Source organism: Pseudarthrobacter sulfonivorans (assembly GCF_024391045.1).
In the GTDB taxonomy this organism is placed as follows: domain Bacteria; phylum Actinomycetota; class Actinomycetes; order Actinomycetales; family Micrococcaceae; genus Arthrobacter; species Arthrobacter sulfonivorans_B.
The window spans coordinates 71459-90077 of record NZ_JANFCZ010000002.1; the positions used below are offsets into that span (position 1 = coordinate 71459).

An 18619-nucleotide genomic window follows, 5' to 3' on the forward strand; every position below is an offset into this window, starting at 1 on the left:
CCCCCAACCGAAGGACAACGATGTCTGAACGGAATTCCCTGAGTGACCTGGAGATCGCCAGGCGGGCCGTCATCCGGCCGATCGAGGACATTGCTGCCGAGGCGGGCATCAATGCCGGCGCATTGGAACTTTACGGCCGGTACAAAGCCAAAGTTGATCCGTCGCTTCTGACGGCACCTGCGCCGCATGGTCGGGTTGTCCTCGTGTCCGCCATGTCGCCCACTCCGGCCGGGGAGGGGAAGTCCACCACCACGGTAGGGCTGGCCGATTCGCTGGCCCGGGCGGGGCATAAGGTGATGATCGCGCTGCGGGAGCCGTCGCTGGGCCCCATCCTCGGCATGAAGGGCGGTGCCACCGGGGGCGGCTATTCCCAGGTGCTGCCCATGGACGAGATCAACCTGCACTTCACGGGTGATTTCCACGCCGTGACCTCGGCGAACAACGCCCTGATGGCCCTCGTGGACAACCACATCTTCCAGGGCAACGAACTGAACATCGACCCCCGCCGGATGACGTTTAAGCGGGTCCTGGACATGAACGACCGTTCCCTCCGCGAAGTGGTCATCGGCCTCGGCGGGCCTGCGCAGGGTGTGCCCCGCCAGGACGGGTTCGACATTACCGTGGCCTCGGAGATCATGGCCGTGTTCTGCCTGGCCACGGACCTGGCCGACCTCCGGGAGCGCCTGGGCCGGATCACGTTCGGCTACACCTACTCCCGGGAGCCGGTCACGGTGGCGGACCTCGGCGTCCAGGGAGCGCTGACACTGCTGCTCAAGGAAGCCGTCAAGCCCAACCTGGTCCAGACCATCGCCGGCACGCCCGCCCTGGTGCACGGCGGCCCGTTCGCCAACATCGCGCACGGCTGCAACTCGCTGATCGCCACCCAGACCGCCCGGCGGCTCGCGGACATCGTGGTCACCGAGGCCGGCTTCGGAGCCGACCTGGGCGCGGAGAAGTACATGGACATCAAGTCGCGGATTGGCGACGTAGCCCCGTCCGCCGTCGTGGTGGTGGCGACTGTCCGTGCGCTCAAAATGCACGGCGGCGTGTCCAAGGACCGGCTGACAGAGCCCGACCTCGAGGCGCTGCAGGCCGGCGTCGTCAACCTCCGGCGGCACGTGCACAACGTGGAGAAGTTCGGCGTGGTGCCGGTGGTGGCCATCAACAGGTTCTCGTCCGACACTGCGGAGGAACTCGGCTGGCTCCTGGAGTGGTGCGCGGCGGAAGGTGTGCAGGCCGCCGTCGCCGATGTGTGGGGGCGGGGCGGTGGCGGCGACGGCGGTGACGAACTGGCCGCGAAGGTGGCGGCTGCGGTCTCGGCCCCGAGCAGCTTCCGGCACCTCTACCCGCTGGAACTGCCTGTGGAGGAGAAGATCCGGACTATCGCTCAGGAGATTTACGGTGCCGACGGCGTCGACTTCTCCGTCCCGGCGCTGAAACGACTTGCGGACATTGAAAAGAACGGCTGGTCCGCACTCCCCGTCTGCATGGCCAAGACCCAGTACTCCTTCACCGACGACGCGTCCCGGCTGGGCGCACCGAAGGGCTTCACCATCCACGTGCGCGACCTCATCCCCAAGACCGGGGCCGGCTTCATCGTGGCCCTCACCGGCGCAGTCATGACCATGCCCGGCCTCCCCGCCAACCCGGCGGCCATGCGCATGGACGTGGACGAAGCCGGCAACCCCGTAGGCCTCTCCTGACCCGCCCCCTCGCGTTGCTCTATCACTTTTGGTCCCTATTCCGGGGGTTTGACGACCAAACCTGATAGAGCAAGCGGGGCTGTGGATAACTTCTGCGGGAGCCGGCGGCTTCGGGCAACAATGGTGCTCATGCGCCCGTCCCCGCCCCTGCCGGCCCCGTTTTCCTCCGTTCCGTTCACTGTCCATGAGGCCCGCGCCGCCGGACTGAGCAACGGCAGGCTCCGTTCGTCGGACATCGCCTCGGAGGGGCGATTGCTCTACCTGCCGGCTGGATGGGACTTCGAAATCCGTGGTTTGGCCAGAGCGCTTTCAGCGGCCACTCCTGGTGCCTGGATTTCGCACCTCACGGCTGCGGTTTTGCTCGGACTCTGGCTTCCGACCTGGTTCCGCGACTGCCGCGAACTCCATTTGAGCAAGCCCAGGACGCTGCCGCCCGTCAGGCGAAAGGGCGTGGTGGGCCACACCGTCCTGGCCTTCACCCACGAGGTTATGACGCTGGACGGAATGCGTATCTCCACGCCGGCACGTACCTGGCTGGACCTGGCCGGCATCCTCACTCTGGAGGACCTGGTGGCTGCGGGTGACCAGCTGGTCCGCCAGCCCCGGCCTGGCCTCGACGAGCGAACGGAGCCGTGGGCAACGCTCCCGGAACTGCGCGAAATGCTGATGAGGCACCCTAAGCTCAAGGGCATCGTGAAAGCGAGGGAAGCGGCGGAGCTCATCCGCCACGGCTCTGACTCGGCCCCGGAGACCTTCCTGCGACTGGCCCTCACTGCAGCCGGTCTGCCGGAGCCGGAACTACAGTTGCGCTTGGTGCCGGACGACCCGTATTCGCCGGCGGCGGACATGGGATACCGCAAGCAGCGCATCGCCATCCAGTACGACGGCGGCCATCACCTGACCCGCGAGCAGCAGTCAAGGGACAATCGCCGCGACGAATCGTTCAACTCCGCCGGCTGGAGGTACTTCAAATTCAACGCAGACGACCTGGCACAGGACTTTCGCCGCGCTGTCCAGAAAATCCGGCTTGCGCTCAACTCGCCTTAAAAACCTGTTGCTCTATCACTTTCGGTCGCCAAAATCGGGTTTTGGGGACCAAAAGTGATAGAGCAACAGGCGGGGGTGGGGGTGTTAGCGCTCCAGGTCGCCGCGGATGAAGGCCTCCACCTTTTCACGGGCGAGGTCGTCGTTGAACTGCTCCGGCGGGGACTTCATGAAGTAGCTGGAGGCGGAGAGCAGCGGGCCGCCGACGCCGCGGTCCAGGCCGATCTTGGCGGCGCGGATGGCGTCGATGATCACGCCGGCGGAGTTGGGTGAGTCCCAGACTTCGAGCTTGTATTCGAGGGACACGGGGGCGTCGCCGAAGTTGCGGCCTTCGAGGCGGACGAAGGCCCACTTGCGGTCGTCGAGCCACTGGACGTAGTCGGACGGGCCGATGTGGACGTCGCGGGGGGCGATCTCGGCTTCGACGTTGGAGGTCACAGCCTGGGTCTTGGAGATCTTCTTGGACTCGAGGCGGTCGCGCTCCAGCATGTTCTTGAAGTCCATGTTGCCGCCGACGTTGAGCTGGTACGTGCGGTCCAGGGTGACGCCGCGGTCTTCGAACAGCTTGGCCATGACACGGTGCGTGATGGTGGCACCGATCTGGCTCTTGATGTCGTCGCCCACGATCGGCACACCGGCGGCGGTGAACTTGTCAGCCCAGGCCTTGGTGCCGGCGATGAAGACGGGGAGGGCGTTCACGAACGCCACGCCGGCGTCGATGGCAGCCTGTGCGTAGAACTCGGCTGCTTCCTGGGACCCGACGGGCAGGTAGCAGACCATGACGTCAGCCTTGGCTTCGCGAAGGGCAGCAACCATGTCAACGGGCTCTTCGGTGGACTGCTCGATGGTCTCGAGGTAGTACTTGCCGAGGCCGTCCAGGGTGTGGCCGCGCTGGACGGTCACGCCGGTGGGGGGAACGTCGGCGATCTTGATGGTGTTGTTTTCGCTGGCCAGGATGGCGTCGGCGAGGTCAACACCGACCTTCTTGCCGTCGACATCAAAAGCGGCAACAAACTGGACGTCATTGACGTGGTACTTGCCGAACTCAACGTGCATCAGACCCGGGATCGTGGCCTGGGGATCGGCGTCGCGGTAGTAGTGCACACCCTGAACGAGCGAGGCGGCGCAGTTACCCACACCAACAATGGCAACACGAATCGGATTTGCAGACACGGAACTCCTTTGAAGACAACCTCAGCCGCCAGGACGGTCCATACCGGAAAGTACCGGAAGTACGACGGCGGCGCGCTGGCAGTGCGCCAAACGGCGCTTTATCATCTTACCCAACCAAGCGGGGGCCGGGTTTGTTCCCGGCCCCCGCAACGTCAAAGTGCAGCTACGTTACTTCTGCTTCCAAAGGTTGATGTCCGATTCCACCGCGAATTCGTCGATGGCCTGCAGTTCGTCGTTGGTGAACTCAAGGTTTTTGATGGCGGCGAGGCTGTCTTCGAGCTGCCGGACGCTGGACGCGCCAACCAGAGCGGACGTCACTGAAGAGCCCTTGCCCTGCTCGCGGAGGATCCAGGCGATCGCCATCTGCGCGAGCGTTTGGCCCCGGCCCCCGGCGATGGCGTTGAGCCCGCGGATGCGGCCCAGGTTCTCGTCCGAGATCATGCCTTGGTCCAGGGACTTGTGCTGCGCGGCCCGCGAATCGGCGGGCACACCGTTCAGGTAGCGGTCGGTGAGCATGCCCTGGGCCAGCGGCGAGAAGGCGATGGAGCCCGCGCCTGCCTGGTCGAGGGCCTCGTACAGATTGGGCGATCCGTTCTCGGTCCAGCGGTTCAGCATGGAGTAGCTCGGCTGGTGGATCAGCAACGGCGTGCCCAGGTCCTTCAGGATCCGGGCCGCTTCGAGGGTCTGTTCCGGGGTGTAGGAGGAGATCCCGGCATAGAGTGCCTTGCCGGAGCGGACAGCCTGGTCCAGGGCACCCATGGTCTCTTCCAGGGGCGTCTGCGGGTCCGGGCGGTGGCTGTAGAAGATGTCCACGTAGTCCAGGCCCATGCGTCCCAGCGACTGATCCAGGCTGGCCAGCAAATATTTCCGTGACCCCCAGTTGCCGTACGGCCCGGGCCACATGTCGTAGCCGGCTTTGCTGGAGATGATGAGTTCGTCCCGGTACGGCTTGAAGTCGTCCTGGAAGTGGCGCCCGAAGTTGGTCTCGGCGCTGCCGTAGGGCGGGCCGTAGTTGTTGGCGAGGTCGAAGTGGGTGACGCCCAGGTCGAAGGCGCGGCGCAGGATGGCGCGCTGCGTCTCGAACGGCTTGTCGTCGCCGAAGTTGTGCCAGAGTCCCAGCGAGATGGCCGGAAGCCTCAGGCCGCTGCGTCCGACGCGGCGGTAGGGCATGGAGTCATAACGGTTGTCCGCGGCTGAATAAGTCATACGTTCCATCCTGTCATCTGTGGTGGACGCAACAGAACGCGCCCCGAACTTAGGCCGCGTCGGCCAAAACCGCTCCGCTGTGCGCCGCCAGCCGGAATCCATCGCCATCCGCAGCCGACGCGTCATCGGTGGAGAGCAGCACGGATCCCCGCACTGCGTCCAGCCGGACGGGAACCGCGGAGAAGTTAACCAGCACCTGCACGGACCCGCGCCGGAAACGCAACCAGCCGGCGTCGTCGTCGAACGCTACATCTGTCGCCCCGAACCCGAGCCCGGCGAGTTCCGGGTGCTCGCGCCGAAGTGCGGTCAGCGACCGGTACAGCGAGAGGAGGCGCGCGTGGTCGCCCTGCGAAGCCTCGGCCCAGTTGAGCTTGGAGCGCCGGAAAGTTTCGGGATCCTGCGGATCAGGTACGACGGCGGGATCCCACCCCATGCGTTCGAACTCGCGGATGCGGCCTTCCGCCGTCGCCTTGCCCAGTTCAGGTTCGGGGTGCGAGGTGAAGAACTGCCAGGGAGTGGTGGCCCCGTATTCCTCGCCCATGAACAGCATCGGCGTGAACGGCGCGGTCAGCGTCAGGACGGCCGTCACGGCCAACGGGCCGTACCTCAACGTCTGGGACAGCCGGTCCCCCACCGCGCGGTTGCCGATTTGATCGTGGTTCTGGCTGCATACCACCAGTGCTGCGGGGTGGACCAGCGAGGAGTTGATAGGCCGGCCGTGGTGGCGGCCGCGGAAGCTGGAGTAGGTGCCATCGTGCAGGAAGCCGTCCTTGAGGACCTTGGCCAGCACGCCGAGGGACGCGAAATCGGCGTAGTACCCGGTAGTCTCGCCGGTGACGTTGACGTGCACGGCGTGGTGGAAGTCGTCGCTCCACTGAGCGGCGAGCCCGTAGCCGTTGGCATTGCGGGGGTAGATCAGCCGGGGATCGTTCAGGTCCGACTCGGCAATCAGGGTCTTGGGCAGGCCGGTCGCGGCCGAGATGGTGTCCCCCAGCGCACCCAGATCCTCCAACAGGTGCACGGCACGCTCGTCACGGAACGCATGGACAGCGTCCAGCCGCAGGCCGTCCACGTGGTAGTCGCGGAGCCAGAGGGCCGCGTTGTCCAGGATGTATTCACGCACGACGTCCGAGCCCGGGCCGTCGAGGTTGACGGAGTCGCCCCAGGTGTTGGCGTCGCCCTGCTTCAGATACGGCCCGAACCGCGGCAGGTAGTTTCCGCTGGGGCCCAGATGGTTGTAGACCACGTCCTGGATGACGCCCAAGCCGGCGGCGTGGGCGGCGTCCACAAACCGCTGGTAGGCCGCGGGGCCACCGTAGAGCTCGTGGACGGCGAACCACTGCACGCCGTCGTAGCCCCAGTTGTGGGTGCCGTTGAACCCGTTGACCGGCAGCAGCTCCACAAAATCGACGCCGAGGTCCGCGAGGTAGCCGAGCTTGCCGGCCGCCGCGTCCAGGGTCCCTTCGGGCGTGAAGGTTCCCACGTGGAGCTCATAGATGACTGAGCCGCGCAGTTCCTTCCCCGGCCATGCGGAGTCCTGCCAGCCGTGGGCGGCGGGGTCGTAGGTCCGGGACAAGGCGTGGACGCCGTCCGGAACCCGCCGCGACCGGGGGTCCGGCAGCGGCTGGGTGTCGCCGTCGAGCAAGTAGCCATAATCCACCTCGGCATCTGCAGGGGCGTCCGGCGCGGACCACCAGCCTTCCGCGCCGGGAGCCGCAGCCACCTGCTTCATCGGGTAGTGCTGCCCGTTGGCGAGCAGGACCACCGCGGCGGCGTCCGGCGCCCAGACATCAAACCGTTCGGATCCTGCATTCACCAAAGTCATTTGTTTTCTCCCTCCGCCGGTACCAGCAACGCCACCGGGTAGGTACCCAGGACCGCGGACACCGAAACGGTTCCGGCCGGGTAACGCGCGCCGGTGAGTTCGTCCTTCGTCGCCGTGGAAAGTTCGACGGCGGTGTCCCGCCACCCGCCGTCGCGCTCCAGTCCCATGGGGAGCCGGGTGGCGAGGGTGATGGTTCCGGAGGCGCCGCGTTGGAAGGCCAGCAGATGCTGCGCTGCCGGGCCGGTTGCGGTCAGCGGACGGTACCCCTGGAAGAGTTCGGGCCGGTCGCGGCGAAGCCGCAATGCCCGGGAGGTCACCAGCAGTTTGCTGGGCTCCGTCCCGGCTGCCGGGAGGGTGCCGGCGTCGATCGCTGCCAGTTCCTCCACCCGCCTGGTAAAGTCAACCGGCCGCCGGTTGTCCGGGTCGGTCAGCGACCGCTCCCAGAACTCAGACCCCTGGTACACGTCCGGTACGCCGGGCATGGTCAGCTGGATGAGCTTGGCCGCCACTGCGTTGGACGCGGCGGCCGCGTCGATCTTCGCGACGAAGCCCTCCACCGCTTCGGTGACCCGGGCGTCGTCGAACGCAGCGTCCACGGCAGCCCTGACCGCGGCTTCAAACTTTTCGTCCGGGTTGGTCCAGGTGGTGGAGTTGCCAGCCTCGCGGGCAGCCTTCTCCGCATAGCCCTGGAGTCGTTCCCGCGACGCCGGCCACGCACCGACGACTGCCTGCCACAGCAGGTTCTCGAAAGGTCCGTCCGGCACCGGGGCGAGTCCGCGGAGGGTGTTCAGCGTGGCCGCCCACTCATCCGGAACTTCGGCGATGACCGAGATCCGGGCCCGGGCGTCCTCGCTGCGCTTGGTGTCGTGCGTGGACAGCGTGGTCATGGAGAGCGGCAGTTCCTCCTGACGGCGCCGCATCCGGTGGTGGAATTCCTCCGCCGATACAGCGAACTCGGTGGGCTCGGCCCCCACCTCGGTCAGCGTGCCCAGCCGGGTGTAACGGTAGAAGGCAGTGTCCTCCACTCCCTTGGCCATGACCATCCCCGAGGTCTGCTGGAAGCGCACGGCGATGGGGTTGGCGGGATCCAGCAGCAGCGGCAGGAGCGTGCCCACGGCAGCTGCGAGGTCGGGACGATGTTCGGACGCCGAGCCGCAGGCTTCCTTCAGGATCTCCGCGCCCGCCGGCAGATACGTGCGGTAGACCGGGAAGGAAGCAATGATCTCGGCAAGGGCGTCCGCCGCCGGCTCCAGCGCGAGCCCGGCTGAGGCGGGGACCAGACGGGCCAGGCGCAGCACCTCGGACCGCAGGATGCCGTCCGCGACCATCCGTTTGGTGCCGCGGATCATCTCCGCGTAGTCAGCCGGAGCGCCGGTACCCCGCAGGGCAGCGTCCAACTCATCGAGCACTTGCCGGCCCGACGGATCCACGAGGACCCTGTCCACGTCCGCCAGGGCGTCGTAGCCGGTGGTGCCCTCGCAGGCAAAGTCGCCGGGAAGCTCCTCCCCCGGCTCCAGGATCTTCTCCACCAGGACGTAGGCGCCGCCGCTGATTTCCTTCAGCCAGCGCAAGTACCCGGCAGGATCGGCCAGGCCGTCCGGATGGTCCACCCGGAGCCCGTCCACGAGGCCTTCGGAGAACCAGCGTTGCACCTCGGCGTGGGCCTGGTCGAAGACCCAGCGGTCCTCCACCCGGATACCCGCCAGCGTGGTGACGGCGAAAAACCGCCGGTAGTTCAGCTCGGCGTCCGCACGGCGCCAGTCCATCAGCTCGTAGTGCTGGCGGCCGTGGACCTCCTGCGGCGAGTCACCGTCGGAATATGAGCCCGCCGCGAGCGGGAACCGGTGATCGTAATAGCGGAGCTCCCCGTCCTTGATTTCGAGCTTGTCCAGGTCCGCGTCCGCGCCCAGCATCGGCAGCCGGACCTTGCCGCCCCCCAGGTCCCAGTCGACGTCGAACGCTGCCGCGTACGGCGAGCCCTGGCCCTCCCGCAGCAGCGACCACCACCAGGGGTTCTGCGCCGGCGAGGCCACCCCCACGTGGTTGGGGACAATGTCCACCAGCACGCCCAGGCCGTGGGCTCGGGCCGCCTTGGACAGCGCCAGCAGCCCTTCGGGACCGCCCCGGTCCGGATCCACCGCCGACGGATCCGTCACGTCATAGCCGTGATCGGATCCGCTCTCGGCGGTCAGGATCGGCGAGAGGTAGACCCAGTCGACGCCCAGGGACTTCAGGTAGGGAACCGTTGCGGCGGCGTCAAAGAGCGTGAAGCCGCGGCGGATCTGGAGCCGGTAGGTGGACGCCGGAGCCTTCACTGAGCGGGACCCTTCGGCGCGCTGACCTTCTTCGTTTTTGCGGGCTCAGGCACGGCGGGCGTGCTCAAAGCGGCGGTCTCGGCGGTGGCTGTCTGCGACAGTGCGGCGAGTGAGGCGGCGACGGAATGATCCGGTTCGGCCTCCTCGACCGTGTGGGCGCGGAGCACCACCAAGGACTTCGCATCCACGGGCAGGCCCTCCCCTGCCTTCACAGGCTGGGTGTCGGCGTTGTGGCCGGCGGTGTCGATGATGATGTCCCAGGCCGGCGCGTATTCGTCGCTCGGGAGCGTGAAGTTCACAATGTCATCGTGGGCGTTGAAGTACAGGACGAAGTTCACGTCCGTAATCCGGCGGCCGCGGTCGTCCTTACCCTGGATGCCGTCGCCGTTGAGGAACACACCCACCGAACGGCCAAAGCCACTGTCCCAGGCTTCCGGCTTCATGGTCTCGCCGGAAGGGTCCAGCCATACGATGTCCGGCAGCCGTTCGCCTTCGCCTCGCAGCACGGGGCGTCCGTCGAAGAACCGGCTCCGGCGGAACGTGGGGTGCTTGGCGCGAAGTGCGTTGACGGCGGCGGTGAACTCGATGAGGGGCTGGTCGATGCTTTCCCAGTTGATCCAGGTCAGTTCAGAGTCCTGGCAGTAGCCGTTGTTGTTGCCCTGCTGGGTGCGGCCCAGTTCGTCGCCGTGCAGCAGCATGGGCACGCCCTGGGACAGGAGCAGCGATGCGATGAAGTTCCGCTGCTGGCGGGCGCGCATGCCGAGGACCGCGGGGTCGTCGGTGGGGCCTTCGGCGCCGCAGTTCCAGGACCGGTTGTGGGATTCGCCGTCGTTGTTGTCCTCGCCGTTGGCGTCGTTGTGCTTCTCGTTGTAGGAGACCAGGTCCGCGAGGGTGAAGCCGTCGTGCGCGGTGACGAAGTTGATGGACGCAACCGGGCGGCGGCCGGAATGTTCGTACAGGTCCGCGGAGCCGGTGATGCGGGAGGCGAACTCGCCGAGCGTGGCGGGCTCGCCGCGCCAGAAGTCCCGGACGGTGTCGCGGTACTTGCCGTTCCATTCCGTCCACTGCGGTGGGAAGTTGCCCACCTGGTAGCCGCCCGGGCCGACGTCCCACGGCTCGGCGATCAGCTTGACCTGCGAAACCACCGGGTCCTGCTGAATGAGTTCGAAGAAGGTGGAGAGCTTGTCCACGTCATAGAATTCGCGGGCCAAGGTGGAGGCGAGGTCGAACCGGAAGCCGTCCACGTGCATCTCGGTGACCCAGTAGCGCAGCGAATCCATGAGGAGCTGCAGGGAGTGGGGCTGGCGGACGTTGAGCGAGTTGCCCGTGCCCGTGTAGTCCATGTAGTGCTGCTCGTCGCCCTCCATCAGGCGGTAATAGGACTGGTTGTCGATGCCCTTGAAGGACAGGGTAGGGCCCAGGTGGTTGCCTTCGGCGGTGTGGTTATACACCACGTCCAGGATCACTTCGATGCCGGCCTGGTGCAGCGTGCGGACCATGGCCTTGAAGTCCTGGACCTGTTGGCCGGTATCGCCGGTGGAGCTGTACGTGTTCTGCGGGGCGAAGAAGCCGATGGTGTTGTAGCCCCAGTAGTTGTTCAGGCCTTTGTCCTGCAGCGTCCCGTCATTGACGAACTGGTGCACGGGCATCAGTTCGATGGCAGTGACGCCCAGCTTCTGGAGGTGCGAGATCACGGACGGGTGCGCCACGCCGGCGTAGGTGCCGCGCTGCTCCTCGGGGATCTCGGGGTGCAGCTGCGTGAGGCCCTTGACATGGGCCTCGTAAATGACCGACTTGTGATACGGCACCCGCAGGTTCCGGTCACCGTCCCAATCGAAGAACGGGTTGATGACCACACCCATCATCATGTGCGGCGCCGAGTCATCGTTGTTGATGGTGTCCGGCTCTTCGCCCAGGTTGTAGGTAAACAGTGCGGGATCCCAGTCGATCTGGCCGTGGACGGCCTTGGCGTACGGGTCCAGGAGCAGCTTGTTCGGGTTGAACCGGTTCCCGGAGGCAGGGTCGTACGGGCCGTGGACGCGGTAGCCGTACTTCTGGCCGGGCTGAACCTGCGGGATGTAGCCGTGCCACACGTAGCCATCCACTTCATCGAGCGGGAATCGCGTTTCGACGCCGTCGTCGTCGAACAGGCACAGCTCCACCTTTTCGGCGCGTTCGCTGAACAGCGCGAAGTTTGTGCCAGTACCGTCAAAAGTGGCGCCAAGCGGATAAGCCGTTCCGGGCCAGATTTCCATGCGTGCTCCTCATTGTTGTTCGACATCGGGGCGGGCGAACTGATCGCCGCGCCACCCAGCCGGTGCAGAACCTATGCCTACGGTAGCGGGTGGGTGTGACTATTACGTTTCTGACCCCCGCGCTTACTAAGCAGGCTGACTTTACCGCACACCTCTGCTATGGCAGCAATCCGCCGTCAAACCACTCCGTCAGCATTTCCCCGCGGACCTTGGCGTAGGTAGTGGTCGCAGGGTAATTTCCGTGGGTGGCCACCACAAATTGGGAATGCTTGGGCTCCGTCTCCACGGCGTAAACGTCAAGGTCATTGCCCTGTTGAGTGTGGGCGCAGGCAGGAAATCCCAGGAAGTCGGACCGGCGCCAGATGTTGCGCCACACCGGGGAGGTGGCCGGCTGCCCGCCCTGCAGGAGTGTCACTAGGGTCAGCCCCTCCGAACCACCCAGACCGCGCGAGCCCCGCGCGGCAGCCTCAGCCTCCCGCGCCGCCTTCCAGGGGTCAGCGGAGAAGAGCCCCGGTCCCTGGGTGGGCCAGGTGCCCAGCACGGCAGGACCGAACAACTCCGGGAAGAACCGGCCGAAATAAGGGCGCAGCTGCACGCCGTAGGTGAGGAGCCGGATGCGCTTGAAATCCAGGTCCGGCCGGCACGCCTTGAGATGGAACAGGGCGGCGATCGCCACCACGGCGCCAAGGCTGTGCGCGGACACCAGGACGGTATGGCTCGGCCGGGAGGCGCCGGCAGCCTCTTCCTGCCCCGAATTCCAGGACACCGAAGCCGACACCGGCGCCGGCGCTTCCAGCCAGTCGTTGATGCGCCGCGCAAGTTCAGGGACCACGCGGTTGGAGTAGCTGGGGGCACCGAACGGATGGGCGGCGTTGGGCAGGAAGCACATCACGTCCCAGAGGATGGCAAGGGGCCGTTCTTCCTTGGACGTGGCCGCGTTCAGCACCATAAAGGCGAGGATCACGGTGGCTGCCAGGACGATGCCCCAGCCGGCAAAATCCTTCTGGATGACCTCCACGGGGCCTCCTAACAGCGCGCGGTAGCCCGTGGCGTCGGTGCCGTTCCGGAGGGCGCTGGCGGCGATCGCCAGGACCGCGGCAGCCCAGATCAGCAGGGTGAGAAGTCCGAACGCCGCCTCGCCGCGCTGCGTCAGCGCCGAGAGCCGGCGACGGCGGTAGGTCAGGTTCCGACGTTCGTCGCCGGGGTCCGCCGCCCCTGAGCGGGGGTCCACGTCGATGTCGCTGAAGTACGACGGCGGCTGTGCAGGCAGCGGTCCGGTTCCGGCGTGTGGGGGTGGCTGCATGGGCGTGAGGCCGCGGTCGCGGATCAGCCAGGAGCAGGCGGGCACGAACCCCGCCACGGCCAGCGCAATGCCAACGAGCAGCAGCCCACCCGTCAGCGCGTAGACGGCAGGAACGTCCAGGACATCAGAAAGATTAACTGCGGACCCGCCGGCGCCCCGCCACAGTTCCTCCGTCCGGGCGGGGAGTTCCTTGTCCATGGGCAACTCCAGGAGTTTCCGCAGTCCCAGGACCAGCGCGCTGGACAGAAAGTGGGCCGTGAGGATCGCGGCGAACATAAAGACGCCGGGCCCCTGTCCGCGCCAGCCTTCATCGGCGGCGCCCTCACGTCGAAGCACGCCGACGTAGCAAGCGATGAAGAGACCCGTGATGCCGACCGGGACCGCGAGCACCCAGTCGTCCCACAGGCCGGCTGCCCACAGGATCAGCACCGCAGAGCTGACCGAGGCTCCGGCGGTAGCGAGCTGGAAGCCGCGCCCGCTGCGCATGAACAGGCCTGCCACGGCCAGGACCACCAGCGCCGTCAGCAAAAGAAGGGAGGCCACCGAGGTCCCGGCGAACGGCAGGCTCGGAACCACGTCAGGTGTGGGAAAGATGACCAACTGGCCGGCTGTCAGAAGCACCAGGCCTGCCCCGGCCGTCCACAGGACATTGGACCGCCTAACGCCGGCGGCATCGTCCTCGGGCGCGCGGACCTCCGGGGACCTGAACGCCACCGTGACCATGGCCGCCAGCAGGACCACCACCGCCAGGGCCAGCAACAATGCCGCAAAGCCGTCCCGGCCGATCGCCGTCCCCAGATCGCGGACACAGTCGGCGGAAAGCATCTGACGCGCGGCCTGGCAGTCGTGCCGCCAGAGGGATCCAATGCTGTCGGATAGCAGCAGAATGCAGATCAAGGCTAGGCAGGCGGCGATGTGGGCCTTTCCGGTCACGGTGGACACATGGGGCCGGGTCCACAGCCCGGGTGAGGCAAGGAAGGGACGGCCTTCAGACCCCTCGGCGGCCCCTTCAGGCGTCTCCTCGTTCCAGCTGACGCGGACCGGCGCAAGGTTCCGCACGGTGGCGAGCCTGGCCGTGACGAACACGGCAAGGATGGCGGCCACCGGTATCACGGCGGCCAGGGCCAGGCGCCGGCCCCGGGGCCAGCCGGTCATGAAATCCAAGGCTTCGGGCAGCTGTTTGCACATGGCGGTTGGCTGGCCGGTCCCGGTCGGAGGGAAGCATTCCACGGCGAACAGACCAAACGCCACGGCGCAGAAGGTGGTGGTGAATACGAGGCTGAGCAGTAGCGCGAAGAGCCTGACCGTGCCGGCGCCGGGCCCGGCTGCCAGGGGGCGGCTGCCCGTGCCCGGTGCCGGGAGTTTCCGGGCCCAGTAGGCGGCGTTGGCAAGGGCGAAGGGGACCACGAGGAACCAGAAGGCTTGTCCGACGACGCGTCCCATGCCCTTCAAAAATGATGACGACGGCGAACTTCGGGCCAGGTTGCCCCAGCTATAGGCCTCCACCCGGGTGGGCGAGCCGGCCGGTGGATTCGTTTCCGTCCAGAAGCCGCTGAGTGCATCGGCGTCGCCAACGGGCTGAATCTGGTCGGGTTTGCAGCCGATGAGATCGTACGGCGCGGTGTTTTTGATGCCGTGGATGCGGAGTTCCAGCACTCGGGGACCGCCCGCCCGCGGTGCCCCGCTCACCACGTTCTGCGCTGATGATTCGACCACGGCGTCTCCCCCACATTCGGCGGCCAGCAGCGGCTGGTAGCCACATGTTACGCCGGGGGAATCAGCGGGTCCACAGGTCAGCTCGGTCCGCGAGCCGTCCCCAAACCGAGGGCACGGCGTCGGCAATCCGCCCGGCGGTCAGCGGCCCGCCGCCGGCCGCGGCGGTCCCCGCGAGGCCGTGGAGGCTGGCACCCAGCGCCGCGATCGCCGCCCACCGCTCGTCCGGATCGATGCCCGCGTTCCGGAAGCGCCCGACGTCGGCCCCCACCTGGGCGAGCAGCGCACCGATGATCCCGGCCAGGACGTCGCCGCTCCCGGCGGTGGCGAGCCACGGCGTGCCGTCGGCCTGGCTGTAGAAGTCCTGGAAGGGCGAGGCGACCAGGGTGGTGGCGCCCTTGAGCAGGACGGTGGCCTCGGTGAGGACGGCCGCCTGCCGGACGGCGCCCAGGGTGTGCGCCTCCACCGCGGAGCGTTCGGAGTCCACGCCGAGCCGGTCCAGGAGCGACGCCAGCTCGCCAGCGTGCGGGGTCAGCACCACCTGCGGCGCCATGACCTCGGGAAGGGCCGGCAGCACGCCGGCGTCGGCGATCACCGGCAGGCCGGATTCGACGGCGTCGTAGGCCCGCTGCAGCTGCTCCGAGTCGCCGGGTCCCATGCCGGAACCCACCAGCCAGGCCTGCACGCGGGTGTCCGCCACGCTGCCGGTGCTGCAGACTACCTCAGGGCAGGACTGGCGCACCAGGTCTGCCACCGCGGGCGGGCCGAGGTAGCGGACCATGCCGGCGCCGGCGGCCAGCGCCCCGCGGCAGGCCAGCACGGCGGCGCCGGGATAGTCGTCGGATCCGGCGACGACGCCCAGCACCCCGCGGGTGTATTTGTGGGCACGCCTCCCCGGCCGGGGCAGCAGCCGGGCGAGGTCCTCCGGTTCGAGGCGGCGCAGGGCGGGCCACGGAAGGTGCTCTTCGATGCCGATGGGGACCACGTGGACGCGGCCGGTGTGGTCGGCGCCTGGGTCGGCGAGCAGACCCGCTTTGGCGCCGCCGAAGGTCACGGTCAGGTCGGCGGAGAGCACGGGCGCGTGGGCTTCACCGGTATCGGCGTCCACGCCGCTGGGGATGTCGCAGGCCACCACGAGCCGGCCCGGCCCCCGCGGAACGTCGGAGAATGCGGCCACCAGGGCGGCGGCAGCACCCCGCAGCCCGCCTTGGGCACCCGTCCCCAGGACCGCGTCAATCACGACGTCGACACTCGCCGCGTGTGCGGCGAGCTCGCCGGCATTGGCGTCGGTGAGCAGATGCACCCTGCCGCCGGCGCGTTCGAAAGCAGCCAGGGCCTCGGGGTGCGCCGCACCGCCGGTGAGGACCGCCGTCGTACGCATTCCCCGTGCGGCCAGGAAGGAGGCCGCGAAGAGGCCGTCTCCCCCGTTGTTGCCCTTCCCGGCGAGGACGGCCACGCTGGTGCCGTAGAGCCGCCGGCCGCGGGCCCGCAGTTCGTGCACGATGGCGCTGGCGAGCCCGTGGGAGGCGCGCTGCATCAGGACGGAGCCCATCCCGGTGGCCAGGAGCGGCTCTTCGGCTGCCCTGATCTGGGTTCCGGTGTAGGCGCTGATCATGGTGTCAGGTTCCTGGGCGTCCCGGCGGCGGGTCGCTTAGCCTTCGGCGATGACCGTGGCGGTGGCGATTCCGCCGTCGTGGCTGATGGACACGTGCCAGCGCTTGACGCCCTTGGACTCGGCCACGGCCATGACGGTGTCCTTCACCTGGATGGTGGGGCCGTGCTGGTCCAGGCCGATCCAGCAGTCCTGCCAGTTCATGCCGGCAGGTGCGCCGAGCACCTTGGCCACGGCTTCCTTGGCCGCGAACCGCGCCGCCAGGGACCGGGTGTTCAGCTCGCGTTCCGCCGGGACGAACAGGCGGTCGCGGAGCCCCGGCGTCCGTTCAAGCTGGCGGCCGAACCGCTCGATGTCTACAACGTCTACCCCAATGCCAACAATCATGGCTCTACTCTAGGTGACCCCGGACGGCGGCGGGCCATATGACGGAAGCCCCGTCCCTTTGTGAGGGGCGGGGCTTTCGTTCGCGGCAGCAACCGGCGCGGGCCGGTCAGCCTGCGGTTACTCTACGGTGACGCTCTTGGCGAGGTTGCGCGGCTGGTCCACGTCGTAGCCCTTGGCCGCGGCGAGTTCGGCGGCGAAGATCTGCAGCGGGACGGTGGTCAGCAGCGGCATCAGCAGCGTGGGCGTTTCCGGGACGTAGAAGACGTATTCGGCGTAGGCCTTCACGGCTTCGTCGCCTTCCTCGGCGATCACCAGGGTGCGGGCGCCGCGGGCGCGGACTTCCTGGATGTTGGAGACCACCTTGGCGTGCAGCGAGTCGCGGCCGCGCGGGGACGGGACCACCACGAACACCGGCTTGCCTTCCTCGACCAGCGCGATGGGGCCGTGCTTGAGCTCGCCGGCGGCGAAACCCTCGGCGTGGATGTACGCGATTTCCTTGAGCTTCAGCGCGCCTTCCAGGGCCACGGGGTAACCCACGTGCCGGCCCAGGAACAGGACGGACTGCTCGTTGGCCATGCTGCGGGCCAGCTCGCGGAGGGGGCCGGCGCCGTCCAGGATGGTCTGGATCTTGTCCGGGATCTTGCCCAGGTCCGCCAGGACGTCCTTGATCTGACCGGAGAACATGTTTCCGCGCAGCTGCGCCAGGTACAGGCCCAGCAGGTAGGCGGCGGTGATCTGGGCCAGGAACGCCTTCGTGGAGGCAACGGCGATTTCCGGGCCGGCGTGGGTGTACAGCACCGCGTCGGATTCACGGGGAATGGTGGACCCGTTGGTGTTGCAGATGGAGATGGCCTTGGCGCCCTGCTCCCGGGCATACCGGACCGCCATCAGGGTGTCCATGGTTTCACCGGACTGGCTGATGGAGACCACCAGGGTGTTCTCGTCCAGGATCGGATCGCGGTAGCGGAACTCGTGGGCGAGCTCCACCTCGGTGGGGATCCGGCACCAGTTCTCGATGGCGTACTTCGCCACAGTCCCGGCGTAGGCGGCGGTACCGCAGGCCAGCACAATGATCTTGTTGACCTTCTTGAGCTCCTCCGGATCGATGCGGAGCTCATCCAGCGTCAGGTTTCCGTTCAGGTCCGAGCGGCCCAGCAGCGTCTGGCGGACAGCGTCGGGCTGATCGTTGATTTCCTTCTCCATGAAGGAGCTGAAGCCGCCCTTGGTGGCCGCTTCCGGATCCCAGTCAACGTGGTATTCCTTGCCGTGGGCCGGGGCGCCGAAGAAGTCGGTGATGTCCACGGAGTCGGCGGTGATGGTGACAATCTGGTCCTGTCCCAGCTCCACGGCGCGGCGGGTGTAGTCAATGAACCCGGAGACGTCCGAGCCCAGGAAGTTCTCGCCCTTGCCCAGGCCAACCACCAGCGGGGAGTTGCGGCGGGCAGCCACCACAACGTCGGGCTGGTCAGCGTGGACGGCGAGGAGGGTGAACGCACCCTCGAGCTGCTGGCAGGCGAGCTGCATGGCCTTGGCGAGGCCGCCGTCGGCGCTGTCACCGTTCAGCTGGTTGCGGAAGATGTCGCCGAGGAGCACGGCCGCGACCTCGGTGTCCGTCTCGGACGCGAACTTGTAGCCCTTGTCCACCAGGTCCAGCTTGAGCTCGGCGAAGTTTTCGATGATGCCGTTGTGGATCAGGGCCAGCTTCCCGCCGTCGGCCAGGTGCGGGTGCGCGTTCTGGTCCGTGGGTCCGCCGTGCGTGGCCCAGCGGGTGTGGCCGATACCGGTCAGGGAATCCGGCAGCGGGTGCTCTTCCAGCTCGGCCCGGAGGTTGCTCAGCTTGCCGGACTTCTTCCGGGACTCGATGGCCCCGTCTGAGACCACGGCAACGCCTGCGGAGTCGTAACCCCGGTACTCCAGGCGGCGCAGTCCTTCCAGGACCACATCCAACGCACTGTGGCCAACATTCACTCGGCCGGCAGCATGACCCACATATCCCACGATTCCACACATGCGGTACAGCTTATCGGCAGCCGGGATCAGACTTAAACTTGGTGGGCCGCATTTCGCTCTCAGCCGCGGGCGG

At 67.3% G+C, this 18619-nt stretch carries 11 protein-coding genes; 2 read left to right on the forward strand and 9 right to left on the reverse strand.

What is annotated here, in order from left to right; translation table 11 throughout:
- Positions 1-20: 20 nt before the first annotated feature.
- Together NQJ30_RS01640 and NQJ30_RS01645 are read left to right on the forward strand one after the other, a co-directional pair.
- Positions 21-1703, forward strand: coding sequence for a formate--tetrahydrofolate ligase (locus tag NQJ30_RS01640; RefSeq protein WP_255767991.1), 1683 nt, complete (start codon positions 21-23; stop codon positions 1701-1703).
- A 129-nt stretch (positions 1704-1832) separates the two neighbouring features.
- A complete protein-coding gene (locus tag NQJ30_RS01645; RefSeq protein WP_255767992.1) occupies positions 1833-2750 on the forward strand; it encodes a DUF559 domain-containing protein in 918 nt (305 codons plus the stop codon).
- Positions 2751-2834: 84 nt separating this feature from the next.
- Here the strand turns inward: NQJ30_RS01645 and NQJ30_RS01650 are convergent, their stop codons facing one another.
- The 9 genes from NQJ30_RS01650 to glmS form a co-directional block, all read right to left on the reverse strand.
- Complete coding sequence (locus NQJ30_RS01650) at positions 2835-3920, reverse strand: inositol-3-phosphate synthase (protein WP_255767993.1); 1086 nt, start codon at positions 3918-3920, stop codon at positions 2835-2837.
- 168 nt (positions 3921-4088) lie between these two features.
- On the reverse strand, positions 4089-5126 hold the full coding sequence (mgrA, locus tag NQJ30_RS01655; RefSeq protein WP_255767994.1) for an L-glyceraldehyde 3-phosphate reductase: 1038 nt from the start codon (positions 5124-5126) through the stop codon (positions 4089-4091).
- A 49-nt stretch (positions 5127-5175) separates the two neighbouring features.
- On the reverse strand, positions 5176-6951 hold the full coding sequence (treZ, locus tag NQJ30_RS01660) for a malto-oligosyltrehalose trehalohydrolase (protein ID WP_255767995.1): 1776 nt from the start codon (positions 6949-6951) through the stop codon (positions 5176-5178).
- Positions 6948-9266: a malto-oligosyltrehalose synthase gene (gene treY, locus NQJ30_RS01665; RefSeq protein WP_255767996.1), complete on the reverse strand. Its 2319-nt coding sequence runs from the start codon at positions 9264-9266 to the stop codon at positions 6948-6950. Before treY ends, treZ begins: the two co-directional genes overlap by 4 nt.
- Complete coding sequence (glgX, locus tag NQJ30_RS01670) at positions 9263-11521, reverse strand: glycogen debranching protein GlgX (protein ID WP_255767997.1); 2259 nt, start codon at positions 11519-11521, stop codon at positions 9263-9265. The genes treY and glgX overlap by 4 nt, the downstream gene beginning before the upstream one ends.
- A gap of 157 nt (positions 11522-11678) precedes the next feature.
- Positions 11679-14540, reverse strand: coding sequence for a hypothetical protein (locus NQJ30_RS01675; RefSeq protein WP_255767998.1), 2862 nt, complete (start codon positions 14538-14540; stop codon positions 11679-11681).
- 61 nt (positions 14541-14601) lie between these two features.
- The gene (locus NQJ30_RS01680) at positions 14602-16152 is read right to left on the reverse strand and encodes an NAD(P)H-hydrate epimerase (RefSeq protein ID WP_255767999.1); all 1551 of its coding nucleotides are present in this window, start codon (positions 16150-16152) and stop codon (positions 14602-14604) included.
- A 36-nt stretch (positions 16153-16188) separates the two neighbouring features.
- Positions 16189-16536 (reverse strand): holo-ACP synthase, encoded by a 348-nt coding sequence (locus tag NQJ30_RS01685; RefSeq protein ID WP_255768000.1) that lies wholly within the window; start codon positions 16534-16536, stop codon positions 16189-16191.
- 117 nt (positions 16537-16653) lie between these two features.
- On the reverse strand, positions 16654-18546 hold the full coding sequence (gene glmS / locus NQJ30_RS01690; RefSeq protein ID WP_255768001.1) for a glutamine--fructose-6-phosphate transaminase (isomerizing): 1893 nt from the start codon (positions 18544-18546) through the stop codon (positions 16654-16656).
- Positions 18547-18619 lie beyond the last annotated feature (73 nt).